Raw genomic sequence first — 26,979 nt, 5'->3', positions numbered from 1 at the left:
ACTAGGGACAGACTGCATGGCGCGCGATACGACGGACGAAACGGCACTGACGGGCGTTGAACAACTGGCAGGTTATCTGGCTGGCGGATGCAAGCCCAAAGACGCCTGGCGCATCGGCACCGAGCATGAAAAATTTCCATTCTATACAGCCGACAACAGCCCAGTTCCCTATGAGGGTCCGCGCGGCATCAAAGCCATCCTCGAAGGCATGCAGGTCAAGCTTGGCTGGGAGCCCATCATCGATGAAGGCAATATCATCGGCTTGGTAGAACCAACCGGACAGGGTGCGATTTCACTTGAGCCCGGTGGCCAGTTTGAGCTTTCCGGGGCACCACTTTCCACCATTCATCAGACGTGCCGTGAGGTGAATGCACATCTTTCCCAGGTTCGCGAAATTGCGGAGCCGCTCGGCATCCGCTTTCTTGGCGTCGGCGGGAGCCCGAAATGGACCTTGGCCGAAACGCCCGTCATGCCGAAATCGCGCTACAAGATCATGACCAACTACATGCCGAAAGTGGGGCATGAAGGTCTGGACATGATGTACCGCACTTCAACCATTCAGGTGAATCTGGATTTCAGTTCCGAACGGGACATGCGCCGCAAGATGCAGGTATCCATGAAGCTGCAATCCGTGGCGACAGCACTTTTCGCCAGTTCTCCATTCACGGAAGGCAAGCCGAACCGTCTGCTGTCCTGGCGTTCGAATATCTGGCGCGATACCGACAATCAGCGTTCGGGCGTTCTGCCTTTCGTCTTTTCGGAAAATTTTGGTTTTGCTGACTATGTCGAATGGGCGCTTGATGTTCCGATGTATTTCATCCTGCGCGACGGTCATTATCATGACTGCACGCATGTCACGTTCCGGCAGTTCATGAATGGAGCGCTGAAAGGCGAAGTAAGTGACCCGCTACCCAACATGGGCGACTGGACCAATCACCTTTCCACTCTTTTCCCTGAAGTGCGCCTGAAGCGCTTCCTCGAGATGCGCGGAGCCGATGGTGGCCCCTGGCGCCGCATCTGTGCCCTTCCCGCCTACTGGGTCGGCCTGCTCTATGACGAAGAGGCTTTGACAGCGGCCGAGCTTCTAACCAAGGACTGGACCTACGAAGAAGTTCTCGCGCTGCGCAACGAAGTTCCGGCCAAGGCACTGAATACAACCTTCCGCGGCAAGCCACTGGAACAGGTCGCGCGCGAAACTCTGAAAATTTCCAGGCTCGGCCTTTTGAACCGCAACAAGCTCAACAGCGATGGCCATGACGAAACGCATTTCCTCGCACCGCTTGAGGAAATCGTTGCAGCTGGCGTCACGGACGCCGAGCGCATGCTAAAGGCATATAACAGCGTATGGGCAGGGTCGGTCGACCCAATCTTTCTGGAATATGCCTACTGAGCATAGGCCTCGAACAAATCCAGTAAAAAGGGCGCGTTATTCGCGCCCTTTTTTCAGCTCGCAACCTGCTGGCCTTTGCTGGGATCGGGTATCACGACGATTGTGCTGCCATCGCGTACATTGTTGTAAAGATCGATTACATCCTGATTGAGCATACGGATGCACCCGGACGATACCGCCTTGCCGATGCTCCAGGCTTCCGGTGATCCGTGAATACGATAAAGCGTATCCCGCCCATCCTTGTGAATATACATCGCTCGTGCGCCAAGCGGGTTCTTGATCCCCGGAGGCATTCCGCCATTGGCGATGCTGTAAGGCTCCAGGGCGGGTTGACGCGCGACCATCTCGTCCGGCGGCGTCCAGCGCGGCCATTGGCGCTTGTAAGCGATCTTTGCGCGTCCCGCCCAGGCAAAACCATCGCGCCCGACCCCAATACCATAGCGCATGGCCCGGCCATTACCGAGAACATGGTAGAGATACTTGTTCGGCGTATCGACGATAACAGTGCCTTTCACTTCATCGGTTGGATAATCAACCTCCTGCCGCCAGAATTTGGGATCGACCTTGCTCGTATCGACGGCCGGGATCGGAAATTGTTCGTCAGGCAACGCCTGGTACATCAGCGGTACCGGTCGCGACGGCGCAGGTTGAGGCAGTTTTTTAACCGGTTGAGACGGCTCTGGCACCGTCGAGACACAGCCCGACAATGCAACGGCGCTGGCGCCTATGAGAAAGCCGCGACGGCTGAAAGCAGCCTTCGCAAAGCCATTTGTAAGGTCGTCCTGGGATTTTTTACGCGGCATCCTGAATCTCTAGCAATGACAGATGCGCGAGAAAAAGATGCTCAAGCTTAAGTCAGCCTTAAGGCTGCACAAACCCGGCACAAAGCGAAAAATACAGCGAGCGACTGTTGCTAAAATAGCGATCCCTGATTGCCGGATTCGGGAGATTGAACTTTCTTTGTTTGAACAGGCTTTGCAGGCTCGCTACCGCCCCCCTCATCCGCAATGACAGCCACGTCACCATCGCGAAACCGTATCGACAAGGGGTCACCCGCCGATACGGTTGCAACCTGCTTTACCGGTTTCCCTTCTGCGTCGAAGACAACTGCAAAACCACGCTCCAGCACGCTTTCGTAAGAAAGCGTACGCATGAGGCGCTCCAGTTCCTGCCCGCGCCGTTTGGCTCTTTCGATGAGAAGTCGCACCGCCTGGTCACGACGGCGGTCCAGTTGTTCCATCGAATTGGTTGCGAGTTTCGTGCGCCGCAGTATCGGCTCCGCCGATAGACGATTTGCCCGATGTGTAAAGGTCGTTCGGCGCTCCCGCAGGAATGTCTCAAGGGCTCGAGGCAATCTTTGCCCGAGAACGGAAATACCGCGTTCCAGTTCCGTAAACCGACGTTGCAGAAGGCGCGGCGATAGCTGTCGCACATGCCCTTCAAAGTATACCCGCTTCTTCTGCGTATTGACGAAAAGAGCACGGGTGAGACGCGAAGCTGCTTCATCGAACCGCCGACGCGGCAAAGCCAGCAACTGGTCAGCCGATGGGAGGGCGCGCGCCGCCGAACGGTGGCTTTGCCGTTTCAGATCGATAAAACGGGAAATGGCCGAAGAAAGCCGTGCGGATTGCCCCGCCAGCGCCGCCAACAGGTCGGCCTTTACCGGCACGGCCATTTCCGCCGCACCTGTCGGCGTGGGGGCGCGAATGTCGGCTGCGAGATCGATCAAGGTCCAATCGGTTTCGTGGCCGACAGCCGAAATCACGGGTATGTGCGATGCGGCAACGGCACGAACGACGATTTCGTCGTTAAACCCCCACAGGTCTTCAAGACTGCCGCCACCACGCGCCACGATGAGCACATCGGGCCGCGGAATTGGCCCGCCTTCCGGCAAAGTATTGAAACCATGTACTGCGGCGGCCACTTCCGGGCCGCTTGTTTCGCCCTGCACACGCACGGGCCAGACGATGACGTGCAGCGGATAACGGTCTGCAATCCGGTGAATAATGTCGCGAATGACTGCCCCGGTTGGAGAAGTAACCACCCCGATCACACGAGGCATGAAAGGGAGGAGTTGCTTGACGGCGGGATCGAAAAGACCTTCCGAAGCCAGCCGCCGCTTGCGTTCCTCCAAAAGCGCCATCAGGGCGCGGCGCCGGCGGGTTCCATCTGTTCGATGACGATCTGATACTTTGAAGAACCCGGATAGGTCGTGAGCTTGCCCGTGGCGATGACCTCCATTCCTTCTTCAGGACGGAAGCGCAGCCGGCTCATCGAGCCGCGCCAGATCACGGCCTCAAGACGCGACCGATCATCTTTCAACGCGAAATAGGCATGGCCCGACGAATGCGGACCACGATAGCCGGAAATTTCGCCGCGCACGCGCACATGCCCGAACACATCCTCGACCGTGCGCTTCAACGCGCCGGAAATCTCGGACACGCTATACTCAGCGACATTGGACGATGCGCCGGTAAAACTCGAATCGGAACCCATGCTCATCCCATCATAGGCAACCAGGTGGCATGGCTGGTCAAGAAGCCATGCGGCGATTTACTGCTTCGTCACCAGCCTGGAAGCAATTCGTTGGCTCGCACCCTCCTCGTGCGGACCGCAGGAAACGGCGATATTTCAGCCGAAGCCATCGTGCCCGGTTGCGGTGACGATATATTGTCTAGACTTTCAATGATGTGCTGCGCAAGTGCATCTACGACAGCGTTTTGTTTTGTATGGCCGCGCATGATGCCGATGCCGAATTCCGGCAGCATTCCAAACCCGTCAGCTTCGCCGAGAACACGCATACCCGGACGAAGCGCGCACTCCGGAAGCACCGAAACCGCAAGCCCGGAAAGAACCGCCGCCGCCAGCACTGTCGCAGACCAGCTCGTGATTATGATGCGATAATCACGCCGGGCCGCTTCCAGCACATCGATAGCGGCATGACGCCAGATACAAGTTGGACGCCCGACAGCCAGCGGCAATACGGCTTCTTCGTGCACCGCGTGGTTGGCGGACGTAACCCAAAGCAAGGGTTCCGTGCGAACCACCTCGGACCGGCGTTTGTCATCGCACTGGGTGACAAGGGCAATATCCAGCGTTCCACGACGGATCATTTCGTCCAGATTGACGGTGGGTTCGCACACAACTGACAATTCGACGCGCGGGTTCGATCGTGCAAACCGCGCCATGATTTCCGGCAGAAAGCGATCGGCATAATCGTCCGGTGTGCCGATGCGAACATGGCCCTCCAGTTGAGTATCGTCGAAGGCCGCGATGGTTTCACCATTGAGCTGCATCATGCGGCGTGCATAGAGCAATAGCCGCTCCCCCTCTTCGGTAAGACGATTGGTCCGTCCGTCGCGTTCGAACAAAGGTTTACCGATGCGCTCTTCCAGACGGCGCATCTGCATCGAAACAGCCGATTGCGTCTTGAAAACAGCGTCCGCGGCACGCGTAAAACTGCCCATGTCCGCGATGGCTATGAAGGTCTGCAACTGATCGAGATCCAGAGGCGTGCTCATTAGCGTGATCCATCACTATTATTGAAGAATGACATTAAAAACATTCGTTGGAACAATCAATTCGATTGTTGGATAAAGCCGCCATCGTAAAGGAAAAGGAGCCGCGCAAGCGAATGACCCTGACGATAAGGATAACCTAGCCCCGCTAAATCAAAGGAGAGCGGACATGACAGCGACAAGCAAGATAACGACCACGCATTTACCGGCAACGAGCGCCTCGACCTCCACGCTCACGCAAATGGTGAAAGCCGTATTCACGTCGATCATGCGTCGCTGGGCGTTTTCCAATGGTCGACGGCAATTGCTGAACCTGAGCGACTTTGACGATCACATGCTGCGCGATATCGGGCTGCGCCGTGAGGATATCTACACGGCAGTGCATTATCGGGGCATCGAGGACCCCACCCAGGTTTTAAGCGAACTTGCAGACGCACGTCTGCGGATCAAGGCAACACGCCGGATATGCTGAACCGGTAGACTCTACATCTGGCAGGCGCCACCTTCACATGCCGGCCCCTCCCGGCCAGCCTGCCCATTGCCCGGCCGCTCCTCCGCTGGCCGGGCTTTTTTATGTGGCTGCTTGGGAAGGACACTTCTCTGCAAGTCATTTCGCAACGGTCCGAACACTCGAAATAAGCAATCGCTGGATAACTGAAATCGCTTTGATTTTTTTCAAAGAAAAGTGTTGCGTTCGGTGTTTGAGTTCGCTAGATGGGGGCCGTCGCGAACGAGTACACGCTTCTGTCGCGCTTGCGGGCCTCCAAGTTGAAGGCGTATGCAAATCCCTGCTGGGGGATAGTTTAAGGGTAGAACAGCGGACTCTGACTCCGTTAGTCTTGGTTCGAATCCAGGTCCCCCAGCCATTTGCTTTCCTTACATAATTTCGAAGCAAATCTGGAACAACCAAGGCCGTTTTGCCCTAGCCATCACGGGGCCAGTAACGGCCACAGCGGTCGAACGGCACTTGTTTTGTTTCCATCACCGACTTTCATCAGTTCCCGATCATACTCCATGAGCGTTGCAGCCCCCCGCCCACACCTGTGGATTAAACAGACAGATATTGGCGGCTCGTTGGGTATTTCGTGTTGATATTTGAATCGTCCGCAGCTACCTAACCTAGAGTTGTCGGGGGCATAATGGACGGATCAAACTTCGCCTCGGCGTTGCCTATTGTGATGGCAGCGGCCGACGAGCGCTATTTTCGTAAACATGCGGTTGGATTTGCAAAATCTGCGTTAGCGGCGGGCCATAACGTGCACCTAATCGTGTCACCCACGCCTGGCCCTGGACTTTCGCAGCGGGCCGGACAACTGGAAAGGGAACTCGTCCACCCTTTTCTTTCTAGGTTCAGCGGTGCGGAACGAGCTCGCATGTCTGTCGAAGTGATCGCGGACTCGCGCGCTATGGTAGAAATGACGGACCGTGAGTCCGTTGTGCTCTATCAGTCGCTACGTTTCTTCCGTCTCCCTTCATTGCTGCGATATTACTACCGCCCGATTGTTGTTCTCGACATAGATAGTCTCGTCATGCAACCGATCCCGGCCAGAGAGGATGCAGAAGTCGGCCTCTATCTCCGGCTTGGCAATCAAAATGGTCGGACGCCGTTTGAACGCGAAGGGATGCAGGTTCTAGGGGCGATGGTTTACGCCGACCCCAAGGGGATCGGCTTCTTTGAAGCCGTTGGGGATTATCTAGATAACCATTTGCGTGTCTACTATATCGACCAGCATGCCCTGTATCACACATTCCTAGAGAAAAAGGATGTGAGGGTCTTTGATATCGCGAAAACCGGTTATCTCGACTGGACGTTCCAACCGGGCGCGAAGGTGTGGACGGCGAAAGGCAAGAAGAAACGGCGGAACCTGACATATGTTCGTGAGAGATTACGGTTGGAAGGACGCAACCCGTTCGCTTCTGCCTTGATCCTGGCTGGCTATGCTTTCGGTATCATACGGACCTGATCAAAAGCCCTCGGGTGGCTTTAGGCTGGGTTTGTTATTCATTGAGTTAGATTGAAAAATCTTCCACTCGCACCGCGCTCTGGACGGTGAATAGCGACAGCACGGCGTCGGGCCCTCCGCGTGGCAGACTCAGCGCAGTTCGGCAAGTAACCACCATATCAGGAGTTGCTTTACGGCTTCACAACGGAACCCATACCCGTGGACCATCGAAAAATTTATGTTCCACTCTTGAACTTGGCCAAACCGTACACATTTGAAGAAATGCAGCGCCGGGCCCCTCTGGTCATGGCTACCGCTATGGCGATGTCGGGGCTGCTCCACTTGTTCAAATGGAGATGGTCCGGCGATGGATTCGCTTATGGTAGCCCTATCGGGCGATTTTCTTGGTACACCTGTATATTTTTGGGCGGCATTCATCGTTGTCGTCGTGGGCTTGCTTGTCTTCGACCTCGGCATTCTCCATCGTGACGAACACGAGATCGAAGCCAAGGAAAGCCTCCTGCTTTATGGCTTCTACGTTCTGATCGCACTGGCCTTCGGTGGCTGGGTGTGGTGGCAGCGCGGAGCGGAAGCCGGTCTGGAGTTTTATACCGGTTACTTGATCGAGCAGAGCCTCGCGATGGACAATATGTTTGTCATCGCCACGATCTTCGGCTTTCTCGGCATTCCGCGGCTTTATCAGCACCGCGTTTTGTTCTGGGGTATTCTCGGCGTCATCGCCTTCAGAGCAATCCTGATCGGGCTGGGCGCAGCCCTTGTGCACGAGTTCAACTGGATTCTTTTCCTCTTCGGCGCGTTCCTTGTTTTCACCGGCTTCAAGATGTTCGGTCACAAGGACGAGACGCCCGACATCGAACAGAACGCCGTTTTCAAATTTCTGCGCCGTCGGTTCAACATCACCAGCGAGTTGCATGGCCGCAATTTTACGGTCAAGCAACCGCATCCGAAGACCGGCAAGATGGTCACCTGGCTGACACCACTGGCAGTTGCTCTGATCATGGTGGAAACAGTCGACCTCATCTTCGCGGTCGACTCTGTCCCGGCTGTCTTCGCCGTTACCCAGGACACGTTCATTGTCTACACCTCGAACATCTTTGCCGTTCTGGGTTTGCGTGCGCTTTACTTCGCACTCGCCGCTGCGATGAACCGGTTCCGCTATCTGCAGGTCTCGCTTGCAATCATTCTGGTGCTTATCGGCATCAAGATTTTCCTCGTGCCGCTCGGCGTTCACATCAACACGCTGCTGTCACTTGTCGCGACGCTGGCCATCCTCGCAAGCGGAGTACTGTATTCGCTTTATAAAACCCGCAACGAACCGGACGTGAGCGTTGAGGACCTCGCCAAGCAGCACCATACCGAAAACTGATCGAAAGCAGTTTTTGACCACGGAGAGGCCGGCGCTAATCGCCGGCCTTTCTGTCGATAAAGTCCGGCCGCCATACTATCTGAGCATATGAGAATTTATGGGTAGCACCTGCGGGATTGTCCCGATATGAGTGCGCCATGACACGCAAAGGCCAAGGCTATCTATTCACACTTCTCGCGGTTACCATTTTCGCGACGCAGGATGGTATCTCGAAGTACCTTGGTACGCATTATTCGCCCATCCTGATAACGATGATCCGCTATTGGGTTTTTGCAGCTTTCGTTCTTCTGCTTGCCATTCGCTCCGGCGGCATCGCCAAAGCTGCCGCGACGAACCGCCCGTTCCTGCAGCTTTTTCGCGGTATTCTGCTTGCCGCCGAAATCGTGACCTTCATCTTCGCGCTCAGCCGTGCAGGCATGGCAACGGCGCAATCGATCTTTCAGGGCGCACCGCTGCTGGTGACCATGCTTTCCGTACCATTTTTGGGTGAAAAGGTGGGATGGAGGCGCTGGACGGCGATTATCGTTGGACTGATCGGTGTCCTGCTGATCATAAATCCCGTTAATGCCAAGTTCGACGCGTCCCTGCTTCTGCCTGTTGCAGCGATGGTCATGTTCGCCGTCTATGCTGTTGCGACGCGCGCCGTCAGCAAAAGCGACGACGCCATGACCAGCTTCTTCTATACCGGGATGGCTGGTGCTGCGGCCCTTACATTCGTAGGCAGCTTCTATCTGATGCCTATTGCACGGAGCGACTGGTTCTGGATGGCGGCTCTTTGCGCCTGCGGCATCGCGAGTCACTACTTCCTGATCCGTGCCTATGACATTCTGGAGGCTGGGGAAGTGCAGCCCCTCACCTACCTTCAACTTGTTATCGGCGCATGTATCGCAGTTACGGTATTCCATGAACAGCTGACATGGAACATTGTCGCCGGTGCACTCATCGTCGTAGGCGCCGGACTGTTTTCTGTCTTCCGGGAACGTCAGCTCGGTAAAAGCAAACCGCCCGCTCTCGGATAGCCAAAAAACATGCCGTTTTGAGTTCATAACATTACAGCATTCATTTTCTGCGGCTTCCGGTCGTTGGCTGATAACTTGACAAATAAAACATGATAAATTAATTCATATTTCGACCTCTTCTGGTCGCGTAGACTTCCAGCCGGCGCTTGACCTACGAGAGCGCCGGTCTTTTTATGTCTTTTGGACCGCACCAGCATGGTTGAGTGGATAAGTCATGACGCAGCCAGTCACATCGCATAGCAACTCCATAAAGACGGACTGCGTGATAGCGGGCGGTGGGCCAGCCGGCTTGATGTTAGGTCTTCTGCTTGCCCGTTCAGGCGTGAGCGTGACGGTTCTCGAGAAGCACCCGGATTTTCTGCGGGATTTCCGTGGCGACACAATTCATCCATCCACTCTTCAAATCATGCATGAGCTTGGCTTGCTGGACGGCCTGCTTACGTTACCCCATACCAAGGCGTACCGCTTACATGCGGAGATCGGCGGCCAGGACATAACGATAGCGGATTTTTCCAGGATTCCAGCACGGTGCAGATTCATCGCCTTCATGCCGCAATGGGAGTTTCTGAATTATATTGCACGCGAAGCTGCGAAATATCCCAACTTCAAACTCATAATGCCGGCCAACGTAGTGGATCTGATTGAGCGGGACGGAAACGTCACCGGTCTAGTTGCGGCAACGCCCGATGAAACCATCAATATCAGCGCTAAACTCGTGGTGGGTGCCGACGGCAGAAACTCCGTGGTGCGCGCAAAAGCCGGTATGGAGATCGAGAGCTTTGGTTCGCCAAGCCAGATACTCTGGATGAAACTGTCTCACCTTCCCGATGACCCGCCATATACGATGGGTCATGGCGGTCCCAGACAGGGGTTCGTCATGATCGATCGCGGCGACTACTGGCAATGCGGTTATGTGCTGCGCAAGCAGACTTTCGCCGAGGTAAAACAGAAAGGGCTCGATGCATTCAGGGAAGCGGTAGCGAAAGTATCCCCATTGCCCGCTGACCGGATGGACGAAATACATACATGGGACGACGTCCATCTGTTGAGTGTGCGCATCGATCGACTGAAGAAGTGGTGGAAACCGGGACTTTTATGCATCGGCGATGCCGCCCATGCCATGTCGCCTATCGGTGGTTTTGGAGTCAATCTCGCCATTCAGGACGCTGTTGCGGCCGCAAATATTCTGGCTGAGCCGCTCAAAGGTAACGACGCCTTGTCCCGCCATCTTGCAGCCGTCGAGGCGCGACGCCGCTTTCCCACAAAGGCGACGCAAAAGCTGCAACTCATGATGCGCAGCGATCGCCGCAAACGCGAAACGGAGAAAGGGAGACCGGATGGTCCGCCCGCTTTCATGCGGCATCTCGCCCGCTGGCCAATCCTTGCGCATCTCGCTGGCAGACTGATCGGCGTCGGCTTCCGCCCGGAGCACGTGCGCAGCAACTAAGGGGAGACTTCAGTCTATATCGTCAAGTTCGTCGTGTATCCCGGCAACGATCTCCAGCCGCTGTTGCGCCGATTTCCCTGCAAGCGAAGCATAGGTCAAAGCGAGAAGCCGGATGGCACTGCTGACAGCCGTATAGGATGCCCCCAATGCGAAACTGTCGACATGGCATGGAAGGACGACGCGGGCATATCGCTGCGCCTCTGAAACCGATCCACGATCCGTAATGGTCACGATATTCAGCCGGCTCGTAGCGGCATATCCCAGAATTTGCTTTAACAGAGCCCGATGCGGTGGCAGCGTGATCAGCAACAGCACATCTTTCGGGCCGGTCATGGCCAGATCTTCAGCCCATGAACCCTGATTGATGCCAAGGATCATCACGCTGTGCCGCAGCCTGGAAAACAGGAGCCGCGCATAGCGTGCGAACCCTTCCTCATCGCCCATTCCTATCACCCAGACACGCGGCGCGGCCGCGATCAATTCCGCAGCCTCGCGCATCTTGTCGGAACGCAGCGCCTCGAAGGTTCGCGTGATATTGGCGATCTCCAGATCAAGATGCGCGCTAATGGTACGCACCAGCGGCACTTCTTCATCAATTGTGGCCGAATATTCGTAGGGCTCGGTGCGATTGCGCTCCTCGCGCGCCTGGAGTTTTACTTCGTTGAAATCGGCATAGCCCAGATGTTGAAAGAAACGGGCCGTCGTTGCCTTGGATACACCGGCCATCTCCGCGATTTCAGTGGCGGAGTGAATCAGAATATCGTCCTCGCGCTCAAGTACTAGCTGCGCGATTTTCTGCTCGCCTGCCGTGAGCTTTGCGTAGCGCTCCTGTATGCGCAGTACCAGACGTGAAGCCATGTGCGTTTATTCCGAATCTCTAATGCACTAAAAAAGCTTATCATTGCCTCTTGCAATACTGAAACATTTGTTTCATTGATAGTGAAACGTTGAAATTCATGGAATCTCCATGGCGTATTCCCGCAATACCCGGCAGCGCATCTGGGAGCGACTGAAAGATGTCGCACGTCCTGATGCACGCTTCCACCTCAAATTTTCGGAATTCATTCCGGACTTTGAGGGTGTCGAGGCAGCTACCAATCGTTTGCTGGCGCTGGAAGGGTTTGCAAGGGCCAATCTGGTTTTTGTCACGCCGGATAATTCCATGATTGAGTTGCGCCGTCGCCTGATCATGTCGGGTACACCATTCATCATGCCGACTTACGGCATGCAGCGCGGCTTTCTCCTACTGCAACCGGGATCCGTTCCCCCGGGGTTGGAGAAAGCCGCAGCCTGGCTTGACGGGATGGAACATTTCGGTCGACCGGTCAGCCTCGAAGACCTGACCCATATCGGTCGTTTTGATGTCGTGGCGACTGGCGCATCCGCTGTTTCCATTGATGGAGTCCGCTTTGGCAAAGGCCATGCGTTCTTCGATCTGGAATGGGGCATGTTCACCGACCTGGGGCTTGCCGACGAGCAATCCCTCATTGTCGCAGCCGTCCACGACGTGCAGATCGTGGAAGAGCGCCTCAACGTTTCCGAAAGCGATATTGCTCTCGATTTCATTGCCACACCGAGCCGTCTGATTGAAATAACGCGCAATCGTCGCCGACCGCGCGGCGTCCGCTGGCACGAGGTTTCGGCAGAGGAAATACAATCGATTCCACCATTGCGTGAACTCGCCCGCATGCGCGGCATTGCGTGAAAATTCAGCACCAAAAGGAAGTTTCGATGAATATTGCCTTGGATCGTCGCCGTTTTCTCGGACTTATGGGAGCTGCTGCCACCCTGCCTGCGATGAGCCGTTTTGCCGCTGCCAATACGCCGTTCAACTTTCAAGCGTCCTGGATCAATGACGCGGAATTCTGCGGCTATTTTGTTGCGGCCGACAAGGGTTTTTATCGGGAAGAAGGCCTTGATCTCAATTACATTTCCGGCGGTCCGGATGTCATCCCCGAAAGCGCGATCATTGCGGGCAAGGCTGACCTGACACTCACCACTCCGGACACGACGATCAAGGCCATCGTCGAACAGGGCGCACCTTTCAAGATCGTCGGCGCCCAATATCAGAAGAATCCCATCGGCATTGTTTCGCTCGCCAAGAACCCGATCAGGGAACCAAAGCATCTCATCGGCAAGACCCTTGCAGTACCGCCGGTCAACGTCATCTCGGTCGAGGCAATGCTGAAGATTTCGGGGATCGATCCGTCCCAGGTCAACATCGTCCCTTACGCGTATGACCCAACGCCGCTCATCAAGGGTGAAATCGACGCGTCGCTTGATTTTACGACCAATGTTCCCTTCACCATCAAGCAGGCCGGTGAAGAGGCTGTATCCTTCCTGCTTTATGACTTCGGCTTCACCATCTTCAACGATACGGTGGTCGTTACGGAAGAAACGCTCAAGACGAAGCGGAAGGAAATTGTTGCTTTCCTTCGCGCAAGCCGCAAGGGCTGGGATGAAAACCTCAAGGACCCGGCAGCCTACCCGCCCAAGTTTATCGACAGCTGGTTTAAGGGTACGGGCCGGTCAGTGGAAAATGAAGTCTACTTCAACACTGCCCAGAAGCCGCTGATCGAGTCCCCCCATGGCATATTCTCCATGAGCGAGGAAGCCATCGAAAAAACGATCGCGGCGCTCGGTACGATCGGCATCGCCGCCAAGCGCGATCATTTCGACACCACGCTGCTTGAAGAGATTTGATGCCAGAAATGTCCGGGATCAAACTTGAAAACGTGACACGCTCCTTTTCAGGGCGTGGCACGAATGTAATTGCATTATCCGATGTCTCCCTTGAATGCCCGGCCGGTCGTTCACAGCACTCATCGGGCCATCGGGCTGCGGCAAGTCGACCATGTTGCGGCTGGCACTCGGTCTTGACCGGCCCGACAGCGGCGCGATTTCGGTTATGGATAAAAGCCCCGTCGAGGCCGCAAAAGCCGGACTTACGGGCGTGGCCTTTCAAGACGCGGCGCTCATGCCCTGGCGCAACGTCGAAGACAATATCGCTCTGCCGCTCGATGTCCTCGGTCTTTCGCGTTCTGCGAAGTCTGACAGAATTGCCGAGCTTATCGCTCTTGTCGGTCTCAAGGGCTTCGAAAAGGCGCTTCCGGGCGAGCTTTCCGGTGGCATGCGCCAGCGCGTCGCAATTGCCCGCTCACTGGTTACCGATCCGCGCGTTCTGTTTCTCGACGAGCCTTTCGGCGCACTCGACCAGATATTGCGCCGCCAGATGAATATTGAGCTTCAACGCATATGGCTGGAAAGCAAGGCGACCACCCTGCTTGTTACCCACGGCATAGACGAGGCGGTTTTCCTCGCCGACCGGATCGTGGTGATGCACAGTCGCCCCGGACGCATCGCGCAGATCATCGATATTCCATTGGAACGCCCACGCAGCCCTGAGGTTTTCAGCACATCGCAGTTCCACGCGCTGGAGGATGCCGTCGCGGAGGCCCTGCATGGCTGACGTGAAGCCGCCCACCCATCCCTCGACCTTGCGCAACTGGATTATCCTTCTTGCGATATGGGAGATATGCGGCCGCTTCTCACTGATCGCAGATGGCGCCCTTCCGGCACCGTCGGCTATACTGGCTCGTCTCTGGATAGATCGGGCCGACTATCCCGCCCATATACTGGCAACACTTGAAGGCGCAGGCGCTGGATTTATCATCGGCAATCTCATTGCCGTTGCGGCAGGCATCCTGTTCGCGCTGTTTCCTGCTGCTGCAAAGCTCGGACGTGGCGTCAATATCGCGATTTTCGCACTGCCTCCGATCGCCATATCGCCCATTCTGGTGCTGACTTTTTCAGGCATGACACCGCGTATTACGCTGGCAGCGCTTGGTTGTTATTTCATCACCATGGCCGCCACCGTAACAGGCATCAGCCAGACGGACCGCCGCATGGTCGATATCGTTCGTGCATATGGCGGCAGCCGCTGGAAAGTGCTGCGCCTGGCGCAATTGCGATCTGCACTTCCGTCGATTCTCGCGGGTCTGCGCATTGCAGCTCCGAATGCGGTTCTGGGCTCCATCCTCGCGGAATTCGGCGGCGGAGGTCGCTTCGGTCTTGGTGCCTATCTGATCGGTTCTCTCGGGAGAGCCGAACCGACCCGGTTATGGGGCATCGGCCTGTGCGCTACCCTGCTCGCGGGGCTGGCCTATGCGCTATTCTCCGTTGTTGCGAAGGTACTGACGGGCAGCACCAAGGCAATCACAGTCCCGGCCAGCGCTCCAGATGTTGTCCAACACCGCTCTCGCGGGCTGAACTATATTCTCACTGTCTGTTCAGTCGCGCTTCCGTTCCTTTTGTGGTGGCTGTTGCTTGTCGTCATGGGAACGCCAGCCATGATCGCGAAAACACCTGCCGGACTGTTCGATTATCTGTTCCTCGCTCCGTCCGCGACCGCCGCCCAGACCAAATTGCTGACAGCGCTTTCGCAGACTTTGCCGCTCACATTTCTCGGCATGGCCGCCGGCATCCTGTTTGCCTTTGCACTCGCCATCGCGTCCGTCGCCAAACCAGCCATCGTGCGCGGCTTCATGCCTGTCGCCCTCATTACCCAGACGATGCCTTTGGTTGCACTGACGCCTCTCCTCGTTCTGTTGCTGGGGCGCGGGCCATCCGTCATCCTCTGGATCACCATTTCGGTCACATTCTTTCCCGCCTTCGTCACCATGGCGCAGGGCATGGCGCTGGTTCCCCGGGCTGCGCTGGATGTACCCCGCGCATACGGCGCGAATGTCTGGAAACAGATACGCCTGGTGTCGGCGCCAGCCTCCCTGCCCTATCTCTTCGCGGCCATCCGCCTTGCCGTGCCGCGCGCTCTGCTCGGGGTCATGATCGCCGAATGGCTGGCCACCGGAACAGGCCTTGGAAACCTGCTCAACCAATCGCGCGGATATCTCGACTACGGCATGATCTGGGCCGTCGCCGTGGTCTCCGTCATGCTGTCCGTCTTTTTCTACCAGATCGTAGCCCTCTGCGAGCGCCGTGTGCTCGCCCGCCGGGGTATGAGCCCGGCAGACTAAAATGCAAGGAGTCCCCATGGAAATCACCGATCACAAAGCTTCCGTTCGCGAACGTGTGTGGAACGAGTTGCGCAAGGTCGCTGTTCCGGATAGCCGTTTCCATTTCGACTTTGGCGAATTCATCGCGGATTTTGAAGGCGGCGAGGAGGCAGTCGCCCGCCTGACCAGCCATCGCTATTATCAGAATGCCGATTTCATCTTCATCACGCCCGACAATTGTCTCGACCGCCTTCGCCTTCAGGCCCTCAAGGACGGCAAGACCGTTCTGATAACCACTTATTCCATCAGGCGCGGCTTCTGGGTTCTCGATCCGAAACTGATTTCGCCGGATCATTACCTCTATGCTTCAACGCTTGACGGCATGGAGCGTGTCGGGCAGCCGGTAACGCTGAAAGACATCTCGGCCCTGCCGGTCATCGACTACATGGTCACGGGCACCGGGGCCATCAATCTGGAAGGGGTCCGTTTCGGCAAGGGGCATGGTTTCTTCGATGCCGAATGGGGTATGCTCTACCGTCTGGGCCGCATCACCGCCGCTACGCCGGCAGCCGCTGTCGTGCATGATTGTCAGGTTCTGTCCGAAAAGCTGACGCCCGATGTTTACGACACGGTTGCGGACGTGATTTTTACGCCCACCCGTACCATAGAGGTTAAAGACCCGCATAAGCCGACCTGCGGGATCATCTGGGACCGCCTCGATCCTGTCATGTTCGAGACGATCCCTCCGCTTCAGGAACTCAAGGCGATGGGACTATAGACAACGTCCCACTGAAAACTCAAAAAAGCCGGATGCGTTTATCGCTTCCGGCTTTTTCCTTACATGCCGATCACGAGCTTCAGCGCAATTGACCACATCGTAAGTGCAATCACGCCTTCCAGAATACGCCAGGAAGATGGACGGGCGAAAATCGGGCGCAACCAGCGGGCACCGAAACCGAGCGAAAAGAAGAACACGAAAGACGCAGTGATCGCACCTGCGGCAAACGATGTTTCCAAACCCGGAAACTGCGTGGAGATCGTTCCGAGAAGAACGACCGTATCCAGATAAACATGCGGATTGAGCCATGTCAGCGCCAGACAGGTTGCCAGCGTCCTGGTCAGGCTTACGGACGCCCCGTTCGCCGTCGCCAGTACGGCAGAGGATGTGAAGGCCGAATGGAGGCTTCGGGCACCATACCAGATCAGAAAAGCCGCTCCGCCGTATCGCATGATGGGGTCGAGCGCCGGCATGATGGCAGCGATCTTCTGGAAGCTCGTCACGCCAATGAGAATCAATATGGCATCCGATATGGCGCAAACGAGACTGACCGCAAACACATGCTCGTCCCGCAATCCCTGCCGCAACACGAAGGCGTTTTGCGCGCCAATAGCAACAATCAGGCTGAGGCCCATGGTAAGGCCGGTTACGTAGACGGAAGGATTCATGAGTGGTCGCCATTTGGGAGTAAGTTAGCCCTTGGATAGCGGACGGAAGCTCATTAGAATAGTTAAATATGATAAACTCAGTTTAGGACACCTAATGATCGACTATTCTGCTCTGAGAGCAGTGGCAATGGTGGTGCAGACAGGCAGCTTTGAAAAAGCCGCACGTGCTTTGAGTGTCACGCCGTCTGCGATCTCCCAGCGCGTCAAACATCTGGAAGAGCGGCTGGGCGCGGTCCTGATTGAGCGGGGAACGCCCTGCACCGCCACTGAAAAGGGTGATTGGCTATGCCGTCACATTGAACAGGTCGGCATGCTCGAACGAGAGCTTCTTGCGGAATTGCCAGGACTGTCCGGCAGCGAGAATAGTGCTCAGCGCGTTACGCTTCATATAGCCACCAACGCCGATAGTCTTGGCACCTGGTTTCTGAAAGCGATTTCGCATTTCAGCACCGCATCGGATTATCTCTTCAACATTGCCGTCGATGATCAGGATCACACCGCCGAATGGCTGCAAAGGGGGCGCGTCGTCGCCGCTGTCACTTCCCTGTCCAAACCGGTGCAGGGCTGCCGTCTCACCCCGCTTGGTACTCTTCGCTATCGCGCCACAGCATCGCCGGATTTCATCGCCCGGTATTTTCCCGACGGAGTAACCCGCGATGCGATTGCCAAGGCTCCCGCGCTGACCTTCAATCAGAAGGACAGATTGCAGGATCGCTGGGTCCGTTCTGTTCTCGGAACCGATATGACTTGCCCGACGCATTGGCTTCCCTCAACGCAGGCCTTCGTCGATGCAAGCCTGTCAGGCATGGGATGGGGGATGAACCCGGTGCAATTGGTTGGCGAGCATCTGAAAGCCGGGCGGCTGGTTGAGCTGATCCCCGATACGGCTCTGGATATTCCCTTGTTCTGGCAAGTGAACCGCCTGGCGGCCGACAGACTTGCAGGATTGACGCAGACCGTCCTCACGACAGCGCGCCGGGAACTTGCGCCCTTTCCTCAAAAATGACTGCCATCCAACCGGGCGTGCCGTCCTAAAGCGAGAAAGCAGGCAAGGCTTTTCCTTACCCTTCGGTCAATCACCATCTGTTTTCTTGAACGTGAACAGCGATTGAGCGATGCATGAAGAATGAAGCTCCTGTTCCTCATCGCGGCGCTGATCGCCCTTGTTTTCCTCGGCTGCTATTTGCAGATGTTCTTTGCCGTGCCGTGAAGGCGCGAACATCCGGCGCGCTCCCGGCTGGCTTGCCGAAGAGCTGACTATCGCCCAAGCGAACAACAAGAAAAAGGCAGGATCAATGATCCTGCCCCGTTTGCGCGACACCTGCTGCTTCTTCACAGACCCTGACATGCTCTGCCAGTGCCTCGAGCTGCAAGAAAGCGCTTATGCTACAGATATCCCGCTTCTGAAACTTTGGAAGCTCCTGAAGCTCCTTCAATCTGGTGAGAAGTGCACCGCGGTTCATGGTTTTCCCTCCATCTTTCTGGCTATCCGCAAGTTCGGTGTTCGTCAGGCTGCCCGCACCTTCGCTTTCGTCTTCAGTGGAAGCTCGATATCGACTTCCAGCGTCGACATCTGATCGCCCCGATCCATTTTCACGCTGACCTTGTCACGATCGATCTGGATATGCTTGGCGATGACGGCAAGGATTTCCTCCCGCAATACCGCCACAAGATCGGAATGTTCGTGTGATGCCCTTTCATGGGCGAGCAGAACCTGCAACCGTTCGCGCGCTTGTGGCGCGGAAGCAGGTTTGCTGAAGAAACGAAACAGGCTCATGCCGCTCTCCTTCCGAAAAGTTTACCCAGAAGGCCGCGCTTTTCGGATGGAACAGTCATCGGCACTTCTTCACCGGCAAGGCGGCGGGCTGCGTCGAGATAAGCCAATGCAGGCGCACTGCGCTGATCGGCAAGCGTCACGGGGGAACCAATATTGGAGGCCCGCAGAACGTCCTGGCTTTCCGGAATGATGCCCAGAAGCGGGATGGACAGGATTTCCAGAACGTCTTCAACCTTCAGCATGTCGCCGCGTTCAGCGCGTACCGGGTCGTAACGGGTCAGGAGAAGATGTTTTTCCACACGTTCGCCACGCTCGGCCTTGAGCGTCTTGGCGTCCAGCAGGCCGATAATGCGATCGGAATCACGCACCGACGATACTTCGGGATTTGTGACGACCACCGCCATGTCTGCATGGCGCATTGCCAGCGTGGCACCGCGTTCAATTCCGGCAGGGCTATCGCAAATGATCCAGTCGAACTCCTTCTTGAGGTCTTCCATGACGCGGTCGACGCCCTCGATGGTCAGATTATCCTTGTCGCGCGTCTGCGAGGCCGGCAGCAGATAGAGCGTCTCAAGACGCTTGTCGCGGATCAAGGCCTGCGGAAGCTTTGCATCGCCCTGAATGACATTGACCAGATCGAACACGACGCGGCGTTCCGCTCCCATGACGAGGTCGAGGTTGCGCAGGCCGACATCGAAATCGATAACGACGGTCTTCTCGCCGCGTTGCGCCAGCGCGGCGCCGATTGCGGCGGTAGATGTCGTTTTGCCAACGCCACCTTTACCGGAAGTTACAACAATCACTTTTGCCATATTTGTCTCCTGTATCTCCCGCGCGCCTCCAGAGCATCCGTTACCCGGGATATGAGATGCTCTGCTTTCCTTTTGCGGCACTCAAACGTGCCTGAAATCAGTTCGGGACCTGCGCTCCCACAAGGCGTTTCGCCTGTTGGAAACGTGCTAGCCCAGCGTTTCGGCCATCATATAGTCGCCGTCGAGCCACAGCTGGACAGCCTGTCCGCGCAATCTGCTTTCCATGTCTTCCGCCGTCTTGTAGAGGCCGTCGATAGCGACTAGCTCGGCTTCCATCTTGCGGCAGAAAATGCGCGCATCGGCGTTTCCTGCTGTTCCCGCCATCGCGCGGCCGCGCAATGCGCCATAGACGTGGATCGATCCGCCAGCCACCACTTCCGCTCCGGATGCAACAGAACCGACAATCGTCACATCGCCATCTGGAAAATAGATCGACTGACCGGACCGGACCGGCTCGGTGACGACCATGGAAGGTACAGCCTTGACCAGTTGCACCGATGCTGGCGCAGCCGGTGCGCGTTCTTTCGGTTTCGATTCCGCGATCTCCGGATCGAAATCGGCTGCAGGCTGTCCGCCCCGCATCGCCGGCGGCATGCCGGGACCGAGGAGCGAAGGCCGTGCATTTTCGAAACCAGTGATCCAGACGCCGCGGCTAACCAGATCCTCAAGCAATTGCACCAGTTGCGGGCGCTCGATCGTTACATTTTCAAGATCGAGAACGATCGGACGATTGAGAAAGAACCCAACCGAACGCGCTGCAAGATCGTCCAGCTTGTCGAGCCAGCCGTCGAGCGGCAATTCAGGCGAAAGGACCAGCGCCAGAAAGGACCTTCCTTTCAGGCGGATTGGACGAGACTGTGTTAGCACTTGATTCATCTTGGTTAAAAAACGGTTTATCCGGTCTATATGCGCAATGGTTAACAGATGGTTAATTTCCGGGGCTTGAACGGTTCCTTGAGTTGGAGAATCCGTTCCTTTCCGACGATCAGAGAATAACTATCCGCAGGGAATCCGCATCAGGCACAGAACGCAACATCATGCCCGCTCGAACAGCCAGAGGCGTCTCAAGAACGAAAGCGACTCAGCCTTCTCCTGATTGTAAACGGATAATTGGGGCGATAATTGACGTTTCTTCGACCGTCCACAGAAGACAATGCAGAAAAATATAAACTTAAATTTCAATCAAAAGTGACGCTACGTAATGTATTATAAATTTATAATATGTTTTATTTAGCCAAATAAACAGAGAAACTTCTACACGGACTAAATTGTTGAAACTTCATCCGTCAGTTTTCGAAGTATATTTTAGTTATTTCACACCACAAAAAGTAAAGAGGGTGTTCCTCTCTCAGCAGACCAACTTCAGAATTTCGGAAGCAATACGCAACATACAGCACGTGCGTCCGTTTTTCCGAGCGATGGAATGCGTGCGGAAACGAGCATGAGCCGCCGGAAAAACGCAGACTTTCGGACGCGGTTTGTCTCGTCCGCATAGGTCACTTCAGCTGGGAACAACTTATTCCAGATGCGCTGGAATATACAGCTATGAGAAGGTTCCCGCTCAAAGGAACCGCCTCGCGTTTGGGCGGGGGGCTTAGGGGCGCGAGGCGGGCGAGCTCTCAGGAGTGCACGCACCATGAAAATGGAACGTTAGCTGCGATTCTGGAACTAACAATACATTCCAGCCTGAAAAATTACGTGACTAAGATACAGAAAAGCCCGCAAAGCTCGGGAGGAGGTGAGCGTTGCGGGCTTGATCAGTAAGCGCGATTGGGAGGAGGAGTATCGCGCTCGGCCCCGGCTTTTGGGAGGAGGAGCAAGCCAGGACGGATATTCAATAATCCCTTCGCCCCGCCCACTCAATCAACAAGCTTGCATTGCTGATATGCACTTTCCACACCCCAAACAAAAACCGCCCCGCGGCGACTGAACGCGCTGAGGCGGCGTATCTCCCTCGAAAGCCCCCCAATCGAAGAGAGATGGTGGAACTTAATCACAGCTTTGAAAAAAATAAATAGGCAATTTGCACCATTGTTAGAAAAGCGGTGAACAATATCGCCCGGAAGTTGAGGCCACTTGCCTTTCCGAACAATTCCCCGCCACCCGGCCATCCATGCACATCAACAAGATTCGCACAAAACGCACTGCAATGTCGTTGTGACTGCTTTCCAACCGCTCATTTTGAGTCCCGACCGATTTACTAACCGTACATAATTTTCAGTATTTTCTGAAAATCATGTAGTTATATTAAGGGGTTGCTTTCTCCATAAGCGGAGTTATTGTTCCTCTCACTTGGAGGAGGGAGTACCGCCCCAGCGCGCTAGACCGCTGCGGGGCGGTTTCTTTTTAGCTACCCAAAAATGCATATCTGCATTGCAAGCTTGCCCCTTGTAACCGTCACGCCGTATTCCTATTTTGGGCTTGTTCGGTTTTACTCCTCCTCCCAAAAACCGAACCCAAAGCGCGATACTCCTCCTCCCAATCGCGCTTTATAGATTCGCCCACTGCACACTCCTCCTCCCAGTGCAGTGGGCGTTCTCATTTCTGGAAGTCTTCTCCCCTTTTGAAATCGAGTCGAATCAAACGGCCTTCGGCTGTTTCTGTAGTTTTAAGGGTTTGCAGCTAATTTTTGCGCATGACGCATGGGGGTGGGGTTTCATGTTCTTCGGCAAGAGCTTCAAAATTGCACGAGCGCCATTGCTGAGCGCGCCGATGTTCTGGCTGGCTTTTACGCTCATACTGCTGGTCGTTCTCTTGTCATTCCGGCTCAATGTCCCTATCGGCCCCATGTACTGGGACAGCTACATCTATTTCGATGCGGCCCAGCGCATAAGGACAGGCCAGGTTCCCAATGTGGACTTCTCCACACCGGTCGGACCGCTTGGCTATTATCTTTTTGCATGGGGACAATCCCTGTTTCCGAAAGCGCAGCCGCTATTGCTCGTTCAGTGGTCCATATTGATCGTCGCAGCGCCGCTGATGATCGGAATGCTGGCTGAGTTTCCCCCTCGGAATCGAACAACCGGATTTCTTATCCTTGTCCCATTTCTGGTATTCGCGGTCTTTCCCGCCAATACACAGAGCTTTTATCCGTATCCCGGCCTGGACGGTTTCGGTATTTATAACCGCCACACGTCGCTTCTGCTTTACGTGCTCATGTGCGGGCTGATGTTCGTGCGGGATAGTGCGAAACTTGCGCTCTTTTGCGCAGCGACGATGTTCGCCCTGCTCCTGATGAAAATAACCGGTTTTCTAGCAGGCGGGCTGTTCGGACTCACAGCACTTCTGGCGGGTAGAATTTCGATCCGCCATGTCCTTCTCGCCGCGGCCGTTGCTTCTGCGGCGCTGTCCGTTCTTGAGCTGCATAACGGAATTATCGCCGCATATGTTCGCGACATCGCTACATTGGTGGCGCTGAATGAAGGGGCTCTGCTTCCGCGGTTCCTGACCGTCATATCGTTGAAGCTCGATGTCATTCTACCAGCTTCAATCCTTGTTCTGTTGCTTTTCTGGAACGAGCAGCGCCAGTCCGGTGCTCAGGCCTCCTGCGAACGACCCCGCTTCTTCGACCGGAGCTCCGTGTGGCTCGCTGTCGGGCTGCTCGGCGGCGTCTTCCTTGAAACCCAGAACACCGGCAGCCAGGAGTTTATTTTTCTTTGGCCCGTTCTGATCATGATCTTTCAGCGAGTGCAGCTTCGCAGTCAGAACTTCAAGATCGCTTTCCTGACACTGGCCGCCTTCTGTTCCATTCCGACTTTCACCAAGGTTGCGCACACGACCCTGCGGGCCGTCGCTGTAGCGCCAACTTATGTCCAGCCGTCTTTGCCGGAGTTGAAGAATCTGGGTCAGGTGCTGACACGGCCCGATTTCCTGCAGCGGGCAGAGCTTTTCCAATCCCATTATCCGCAGAACAACGCGGCGTATGAAGCACTGGCCAAACAGGGACAACTACCCAGTTGGCAGCTTTACTCGGAAATCGACTTCCAGGTTTTCTGGCTCCTGTCTGCAAACCAGATGGTGACGGACCTGAAATCCTTCGAAGCCCGCACCAACATTCGCCTGCAAAGCATCATGACGCTTGATTTCGTCAACCCGTTCGCCTGGATTTTGGACCGCGATGCTACGCGGCATATCCAGATCGGAGCCGATCCGTTCCGCACGGTCCCGGTTCTGTCCGAAGAAACGAAAGCCGCCGTGGAAGCAACCGACGGCGTATTGCGCCCGAAATGTCCGACAACGACCAATCGCCTTGCCCTGCAGAAAATATACCTCGATGCGGTACAGGACCGCACCGTTATCGCTTTGAATCCCTGTTGGGATTTGCTGCTTCGCCCCGGTCTTCTCCCGTAATCGGCCCCTACTTGATCTGAGCCTTGATGAAATCCCGCACAATCCGGACGATCCCGCGCGAAAGGACCTCATCCAGCGCCTGGATGAACGCATCCACATGCTCGCGCCCGCAGATCAGTGGCGGCTCAAGACGAATGACATTTCGATTGTATTCGGTAAAGGCGACCAGAACCCCATGATCGCGCAGCAGATGGCTGCCGATGAAGCCGGGGAGCGAGCCTTTCAGCTTCTCATCCAGCATCCCCAGAACCGGCCGCAACACAGCAGGCATGGTCTGGGAAAAATCATGGAACTCCAGTCCCACCATCATCCCCTGCCCGCGCACATCTTTCACAAGAGCTGGATAACGGCTCTGCAACTCGCGCAGCCTCTCTAGAAGATAATTCCCGACATCGGCAGCGTTATCGATCAGGTGTTCATCGTAGAGAACATTCAAGGCTTCAATTGACGTGATGCAGGCTTCGCCAATCCCGCCGAAGGTCGCCATTGCATGGATCATCGCAGTCTTCGGCGTGCCATAGGCTTTCATATAGATGTCACGGCGGGCGATCATCGCGGCCATAGCCGTCTTTCCCCCGCCCAGCGATTTCGCCAGCGCGGTGACGTCCGGTATGACGCCATAATGCTCGAAAGCATAGAATTTCCCGGTCCTGCCCAATCCGCACTGCACTTCATCGGCAACCCAGATCACACCATACTGGTCACAAAGGCGACGCAGCTTCTGCCAGAACTCTGCGTCCGCCTGAATGATACCGCCGCCGCCCTGCACCGTCTCCAGCACGATCACCCCGATTTCCGGGTCCGAACGAAACGCGTTTTCAACGACAGCAATGTCACCGAAGGAAACCCGAACGGTGTTGTCGACAAGCTTGAATTCGCCGCGATAAAGCCCGCCATCCGTGATGGACAGAACGCCCTTGGTCTTCCCGTGAAATGAGTTTTCCGCATAGACGATTTTCGGCTTTTCCGGACCGGCAGCGCGCTCGGCAACCTTGATCGCCGCTTCCATCGCCTCGGAACCGGAGGACCCCAGAAACACCATGTCCAGATCGCCCGGCGAGCACGCCGCAATGTCATAAGCAAGGGCAGTTGCATATTGCGACATGAAGGCGATCGCGATCTCGTGGCGCATCTCTTCCTGGAATTGGCGACGTGCTTCGAGAATACGCGGATGGTTGTGACCAAAAGCAAGTGACCCGAAACCGCCGAAGAAATCGAGAATCGGGCGCCCGTCCTGATCGTAATAATACATGCCTTCTGCTCGTTCGATCTTCACCTTGTGAAAGCCGAGCAGTTTCATGAAATGGAGCTGTCCCGGATTAAGGTGGGTTGTGAACAGCTCGGTCATGCGTGGCAGATCGAGCGCCTTCGCCTCGCTTACGGTCAGCAGTTTCGGCTTTGGCGTTGCGTTGGTCCTGGTCATTTCTGCCCCTATGCCGTTTCAGAAGCCTGTACACCCGAGGATGCCGCGCCGATTTTCCTGCGATATTCGCTATAGGCTGCGATCAACATGTCCTCGTCCCGATATTGCGGCACCCAGCCAAGCTCGCGCTCGCCCTTTGAAACATCCAGAACACACATTTCATCGGCGATCAGATATTGCTCCGGGTCCATGATCGGCATGTTCATCCAGTCGAGCAGATCCAGTGTCAGCTTTACCGCCCAGGCGGGCGTCGGCAACAGCATGGATTTCGATCCTGCATGACGGATGAGATCACCGAGCAGTTTGCGGACGGGAGGCGGGTTGAGTGATCCGAGATTGTAGGCCTCGTTGGGGATACCCGCATTGAAAGCGGCGCGTGCCGCCTCCGCACAATCGAACACCGAAACGAACTGGTACGGGTTTCTGCCCGAGCCGATCATCGGCACCGGCAGATTTTTATCTATCAGCTTGAACAGCTTTTGCAGAATGCCGAGACGGCCGGGACCGATGATAAGGCGAGGACGAAACAGGGATATATGCATTCCACGTTCGCGCCATTCAGCGGCGAGTTCTTCGGTTCTCAACTTGGAAAGCCCATACTCGCCGAGCGGCTTGCACGGATGGTCTTCCTTCTGCGGCCAGACATAAGTGTGGCCATACACCATGTCGGTGGTGAAGTGGATCAGCTTGCTCGCACCGGCAGCATCCATCGCCTTGATGATGTTCTCCGTCCCGTAATAATTGACGGGAAAGAAGAAATCATGCCGCTTCGCGCGAACCTGTATCGGCGAGAGCATCTTGGCCGAGAGATTGTAAACCACGTCGTCAGCGCGGATGCCCAGTCTGCGGATTGCTGCCGGGTCGGTTACATCGGTCGCGACAAAAGCGGCGTCAGCATAATGCGGCAGATCGCTTTTCACGATATCTGCGACAATGACCTCATGACCATCGGCGAGCAGTTTGGGCGCGAGATACCGACCGACAAATCCATCTCCACCGAAAATTACGTGTCTCATCATACCGCCCCTTCAGCCTTGCGTCTGCCGGCTCACACCCGTATCCTCCTGCGGTTCGGGCGATTTGCCGCTTTGCGCGATCAGCACCGTCCCGATGCAGATGAATGCGATACCCGCGATCTTGTATGCGCCTAGTTCCTCCTTGAACAAAAGCCAGGCGAACAGCGCGACCGCCACATATGCAAGACTGAGGAATGGATAGGCGAAGGAAAGGTCCACCTTCGACAGCACGTAAAGATGCGACGCCATCGAGATCACAAAAGTCAACAGACCCGCAAAGACCCAAGGGTTGAACACGATCTGGAATATGCGCTGGATCATTGTTTCAGCGGAAAAACTGATCGGGCCGAGCGACAGCATGCCATATTTCAATATCAACTGCGCGGCAGCGTTGGTCATGACTGTGAACAGGATGAAGGGAATATATTTCATCACGTTT

23 protein-coding genes, 1 tRNA gene and 2 pseudogenes are annotated in these 26,979 nt (G+C 55.8%); 14 read left to right on the top strand and 12 right to left on the bottom strand.

Going from position 1 to position 26,979, the window contains the following annotated elements; translation table 11 throughout:
- Positions 1-16 precede the first annotated feature (16 nt).
- A complete protein-coding gene (locus tag ACS5UA_RS06860) occupies positions 17-1,390 on the top strand; it encodes a glutamate--cysteine ligase (RefSeq protein WP_241084069.1) in 1,374 nt (457 codons plus the stop codon).
- A 53-nt stretch (positions 1,391-1,443) separates the two neighbouring features.
- On the opposite strand, the gene ACS5UA_RS06855 is transcribed toward ACS5UA_RS06860, so the two are convergent.
- From ACS5UA_RS06855 to ACS5UA_RS06845, 3 genes and pseudogenes are all read right to left on the bottom strand, one after another.
- Positions 1,444-2,193, bottom strand: coding sequence for a L,D-transpeptidase (locus ACS5UA_RS06855; protein WP_021588179.1), 750 nt, complete (start codon positions 2,191-2,193; stop codon positions 1,444-1,446).
- Positions 2,194-2,303: 110 nt separating this feature from the next.
- Positions 2,304-3,886 (bottom strand): annotated as a pseudogene (gene xseA, locus ACS5UA_RS06850) (exodeoxyribonuclease VII large subunit).
- A 68-nt stretch (positions 3,887-3,954) separates the two neighbouring features.
- Positions 3,955-4,911, bottom strand: coding sequence for a LysR substrate-binding domain-containing protein (locus tag ACS5UA_RS06845; protein WP_021588181.1), 957 nt, complete (start codon positions 4,909-4,911; stop codon positions 3,955-3,957).
- 166 nt (positions 4,912-5,077) lie between these two features.
- Between ACS5UA_RS06845 and ACS5UA_RS06840 the strand changes: the two genes are divergently transcribed.
- The 6 genes from ACS5UA_RS06840 to ACS5UA_RS06815 all read left to right on the top strand — a co-directional run bounded on the left by ACS5UA_RS06840 (position 5,078) and on the right by ACS5UA_RS06815 (position 10,704).
- On the top strand, positions 5,078-5,380 hold the full coding sequence (locus ACS5UA_RS06840; RefSeq protein WP_031347317.1) for a DUF1127 domain-containing protein: 303 nt from the start codon (positions 5,078-5,080) through the stop codon (positions 5,378-5,380).
- A 320-nt stretch (positions 5,381-5,700) separates the two neighbouring features.
- Positions 5,701-5,774 (top strand) — tRNA-Gln (locus ACS5UA_RS06835).
- A 273-nt stretch (positions 5,775-6,047) separates the two neighbouring features.
- Positions 6,048-6,872 carry a hypothetical protein gene (locus ACS5UA_RS06830; RefSeq protein WP_176073081.1) on the top strand — a complete coding sequence of 275 codons (825 nt, stop codon included), beginning with the start codon at positions 6,048-6,050 and terminating at the stop codon, positions 6,870-6,872.
- A gap of 346 nt (positions 6,873-7,218) precedes the next feature.
- Positions 7,219-8,238, top strand: coding sequence for a TerC family protein (locus ACS5UA_RS06825; protein ID WP_021588185.1), 1,020 nt, complete (start codon positions 7,219-7,221; stop codon positions 8,236-8,238).
- Positions 8,239-8,375: 137 nt separating this feature from the next.
- Entirely contained in the window at positions 8,376-9,257 is an 882-nt protein-coding gene (locus ACS5UA_RS06820) for a DMT family transporter (protein WP_021588186.1), read from the top strand.
- Positions 9,258-9,471: 214 nt separating this feature from the next.
- Positions 9,472-10,704, top strand: a complete 1,233-nt coding sequence (locus ACS5UA_RS06815) for an FAD-dependent oxidoreductase (protein WP_021588187.1) — start codon at positions 9,472-9,474, stop codon at positions 10,702-10,704.
- Positions 10,705-10,713: 9 nt separating this feature from the next.
- On the opposite strand, the gene ACS5UA_RS06810 is transcribed toward ACS5UA_RS06815, so the two are convergent.
- On the bottom strand, positions 10,714-11,562 hold the full coding sequence (locus tag ACS5UA_RS06810; RefSeq protein ID WP_006468458.1) for a MurR/RpiR family transcriptional regulator: 849 nt from the start codon (positions 11,560-11,562) through the stop codon (positions 10,714-10,716).
- A gap of 109 nt (positions 11,563-11,671) precedes the next feature.
- Here ACS5UA_RS06810 and ACS5UA_RS06805 point away from each other — a divergent pair, with 109 nt between their 5' ends.
- The 5 genes and pseudogenes from ACS5UA_RS06805 (at position 11,672) to ACS5UA_RS06785 (ending at position 16,494) form a co-directional block, all read left to right on the top strand.
- Positions 11,672-12,409, top strand: coding sequence for a 5-formyltetrahydrofolate cyclo-ligase (locus tag ACS5UA_RS06805; RefSeq protein WP_021588188.1), 738 nt, complete (start codon positions 11,672-11,674; stop codon positions 12,407-12,409).
- Between the two features lie 26 nt (positions 12,410-12,435).
- Positions 12,436-13,407 carry an ABC transporter substrate-binding protein gene (locus ACS5UA_RS06800; protein ID WP_241084070.1) on the top strand — a complete coding sequence of 324 codons (972 nt, stop codon included), beginning with the start codon at positions 12,436-12,438 and terminating at the stop codon, positions 13,405-13,407.
- Positions 13,407-14,173 (top strand): annotated as a pseudogene (locus ACS5UA_RS06795) (ABC transporter ATP-binding protein). Before ACS5UA_RS06800 ends, ACS5UA_RS06795 begins: the two are co-directional and overlap by 1 nt.
- A complete protein-coding gene (locus tag ACS5UA_RS06790; protein ID WP_241084071.1) occupies positions 14,166-15,737 on the top strand; it encodes an ABC transporter permease in 1,572 nt (523 codons plus the stop codon). Before ACS5UA_RS06795 ends, ACS5UA_RS06790 begins: the two are co-directional and overlap by 8 nt.
- A gap of 16 nt (positions 15,738-15,753) precedes the next feature.
- Positions 15,754-16,494: a 5-formyltetrahydrofolate cyclo-ligase gene (locus ACS5UA_RS06785; RefSeq protein WP_021588192.1), complete on the top strand. Its 741-nt coding sequence runs from the start codon at positions 15,754-15,756 to the stop codon at positions 16,492-16,494.
- Between the two features lie 59 nt (positions 16,495-16,553).
- Here ACS5UA_RS06785 and ACS5UA_RS06780 read toward each other — a convergent pair whose 3' ends face one another.
- Positions 16,554-17,162, bottom strand: coding sequence for a LysE/ArgO family amino acid transporter (locus tag ACS5UA_RS06780; protein WP_006472482.1), 609 nt, complete (start codon positions 17,160-17,162; stop codon positions 16,554-16,556).
- Positions 17,163-17,256: 94 nt separating this feature from the next.
- On the opposite strand from ACS5UA_RS06780, the gene ACS5UA_RS06775 reads away from it, so the two are divergent.
- Positions 17,257-18,168: a LysR family transcriptional regulator ArgP gene (locus ACS5UA_RS06775; protein WP_241084072.1), complete on the top strand. Its 912-nt coding sequence runs from the start codon at positions 17,257-17,259 to the stop codon at positions 18,166-18,168.
- 66 nt (positions 18,169-18,234) lie between these two features.
- Here ACS5UA_RS06775 and ACS5UA_RS06770 read toward each other — a convergent pair whose 3' ends face one another.
- The 4 genes from ACS5UA_RS06770 to minC form a co-directional block, all read right to left on the bottom strand.
- Entirely contained in the window at positions 18,235-18,498 is a 264-nt protein-coding gene (locus ACS5UA_RS06770) for a hypothetical protein (protein ID WP_230349980.1), read from the bottom strand.
- A 171-nt stretch (positions 18,499-18,669) separates the two neighbouring features.
- Entirely contained in the window at positions 18,670-18,939 is a 270-nt protein-coding gene (minE, locus tag ACS5UA_RS06765; protein ID WP_006468449.1) for a cell division topological specificity factor MinE, read from the bottom strand.
- Complete coding sequence (minD, locus tag ACS5UA_RS06760) at positions 18,936-19,751, bottom strand: septum site-determining protein MinD (RefSeq protein ID WP_006472480.1); 816 nt, start codon at positions 19,749-19,751, stop codon at positions 18,936-18,938. The genes minE and minD overlap by 4 nt, the downstream gene beginning before the upstream one ends.
- Positions 19,752-19,898: 147 nt before the next feature.
- Positions 19,899-20,627: a septum site-determining protein MinC gene (gene minC / locus ACS5UA_RS06755; protein WP_006468447.1), complete on the bottom strand. Its 729-nt coding sequence runs from the start codon at positions 20,625-20,627 to the stop codon at positions 19,899-19,901.
- Positions 20,628-22,409: 1,782 nt separating this feature from the next.
- Here minC and ACS5UA_RS06750 point away from each other — a divergent pair.
- Positions 22,410-24,101: a hypothetical protein gene (locus ACS5UA_RS06750; RefSeq protein ID WP_241084073.1), complete on the top strand. Its 1,692-nt coding sequence runs from the start codon at positions 22,410-22,412 to the stop codon at positions 24,099-24,101.
- A 7-nt stretch (positions 24,102-24,108) separates the two neighbouring features.
- On the opposite strand, the gene ACS5UA_RS06745 is transcribed toward ACS5UA_RS06750, so the two are convergent.
- From ACS5UA_RS06745 to ACS5UA_RS06735, 3 genes are read right to left on the bottom strand one after another with little or no spacing between them, the layout of a single operon-like run.
- The gene (locus ACS5UA_RS06745; protein ID WP_241084074.1) at positions 24,109-25,524 is read right to left on the bottom strand and encodes an aspartate aminotransferase family protein; all 1,416 of its coding nucleotides are present in this window, start codon (positions 25,522-25,524) and stop codon (positions 24,109-24,111) included.
- A gap of 8 nt (positions 25,525-25,532) precedes the next feature.
- Positions 25,533-26,540 carry an NAD-dependent epimerase/dehydratase family protein gene (locus ACS5UA_RS06740; protein WP_443101236.1) on the bottom strand — a complete coding sequence of 336 codons (1,008 nt, stop codon included), beginning with the start codon at positions 26,538-26,540 and terminating at the stop codon, positions 25,533-25,535.
- A gap of 12 nt (positions 26,541-26,552) precedes the next feature.
- Entirely contained in the window at positions 26,553-26,972 is a 420-nt protein-coding gene (locus tag ACS5UA_RS06735) for an EamA family transporter (RefSeq protein WP_241084075.1), read from the bottom strand.
- Positions 26,973-26,979 lie beyond the last annotated feature (7 nt).

It is taken from the genome of Brucella sp. RRSP16 (genome assembly GCF_052246815.1).
In the GTDB taxonomy this organism is placed as follows: Bacteria; Pseudomonadota; Alphaproteobacteria; order Rhizobiales; family Rhizobiaceae; genus Brucella; species Brucella intermedia.
The sequence above is the reverse complement of the archived record's forward strand: the minus strand, read 5'-3'. Positions and strand labels throughout refer to the sequence as shown.

Excerpts from the sequence above, each read along its gene's own strand:
- ACS5UA_RS06860 (WP_241084069.1), top strand. The coding sequence starts at position 17 with ATGGCGCGCGATACGACGGACGAAACGGCACTGACGGGCGTTGAACAA.
- ACS5UA_RS06855 (WP_021588179.1), bottom strand. The coding sequence starts at position 2,193 with ATGCCGCGTAAAAAATCCCAGGACGACCTTACAAATGGCTTTGCGAAG.
- ACS5UA_RS06845 (WP_021588181.1), bottom strand. The coding sequence starts at position 4,911 with ATGAGCACGCCTCTGGATCTCGATCAGTTGCAGACCTTCATAGCCATC.
- ACS5UA_RS06840 (WP_031347317.1), top strand. The coding sequence starts at position 5,078 with ATGACAGCGACAAGCAAGATAACGACCACGCATTTACCGGCAACGAGC.
- ACS5UA_RS06830 (WP_176073081.1), top strand. The coding sequence starts at position 6,048 with ATGGACGGATCAAACTTCGCCTCGGCGTTGCCTATTGTGATGGCAGCG.
- ACS5UA_RS06825 (WP_021588185.1), top strand. The coding sequence starts at position 7,219 with ATGGATTCGCTTATGGTAGCCCTATCGGGCGATTTTCTTGGTACACCT.
- ACS5UA_RS06820 (WP_021588186.1), top strand. The coding sequence starts at position 8,376 with ATGACACGCAAAGGCCAAGGCTATCTATTCACACTTCTCGCGGTTACC.
- ACS5UA_RS06815 (WP_021588187.1), top strand. The coding sequence starts at position 9,472 with ATGACGCAGCCAGTCACATCGCATAGCAACTCCATAAAGACGGACTGC.
- ACS5UA_RS06810 (WP_006468458.1), bottom strand. The coding sequence starts at position 11,562 with ATGGCTTCACGTCTGGTACTGCGCATACAGGAGCGCTACGCAAAGCTC.
- ACS5UA_RS06805 (WP_021588188.1), top strand. The coding sequence starts at position 11,672 with ATGGCGTATTCCCGCAATACCCGGCAGCGCATCTGGGAGCGACTGAAA.
- ACS5UA_RS06800 (WP_241084070.1), top strand. The coding sequence starts at position 12,436 with ATGAATATTGCCTTGGATCGTCGCCGTTTTCTCGGACTTATGGGAGCT.
- ACS5UA_RS06790 (WP_241084071.1), top strand. The coding sequence starts at position 14,166 with ATGGCTGACGTGAAGCCGCCCACCCATCCCTCGACCTTGCGCAACTGG.
- ACS5UA_RS06785 (WP_021588192.1), top strand. The coding sequence starts at position 15,754 with ATGGAAATCACCGATCACAAAGCTTCCGTTCGCGAACGTGTGTGGAAC.
- ACS5UA_RS06780 (WP_006472482.1), bottom strand. The coding sequence starts at position 17,162 with ATGAATCCTTCCGTCTACGTAACCGGCCTTACCATGGGCCTCAGCCTG.
- ACS5UA_RS06775 (WP_241084072.1), top strand. The coding sequence starts at position 17,257 with ATGATCGACTATTCTGCTCTGAGAGCAGTGGCAATGGTGGTGCAGACA.
- minE (WP_006468449.1), bottom strand. The coding sequence starts at position 18,939 with ATGAGCCTGTTTCGTTTCTTCAGCAAACCTGCTTCCGCGCCACAAGCG.
- minD (WP_006472480.1), bottom strand. The coding sequence starts at position 19,751 with ATGGCAAAAGTGATTGTTGTAACTTCCGGTAAAGGTGGCGTTGGCAAA.
- minC (WP_006468447.1), bottom strand. The coding sequence starts at position 20,627 with ATGAATCAAGTGCTAACACAGTCTCGTCCAATCCGCCTGAAAGGAAGG.
- ACS5UA_RS06750 (WP_241084073.1), top strand. The coding sequence starts at position 22,410 with ATGTTCTTCGGCAAGAGCTTCAAAATTGCACGAGCGCCATTGCTGAGC.
- ACS5UA_RS06745 (WP_241084074.1), bottom strand. The coding sequence starts at position 25,524 with ATGACCAGGACCAACGCAACGCCAAAGCCGAAACTGCTGACCGTAAGC.
- ACS5UA_RS06740 (WP_443101236.1), bottom strand. The coding sequence starts at position 26,540 with ATGAGACACGTAATTTTCGGTGGAGATGGATTTGTCGGTCGGTATCTC.
- ACS5UA_RS06735 (WP_241084075.1), bottom strand. The coding sequence starts at position 26,972 with ATGAAATATATTCCCTTCATCCTGTTCACAGTCATGACCAACGCTGCC.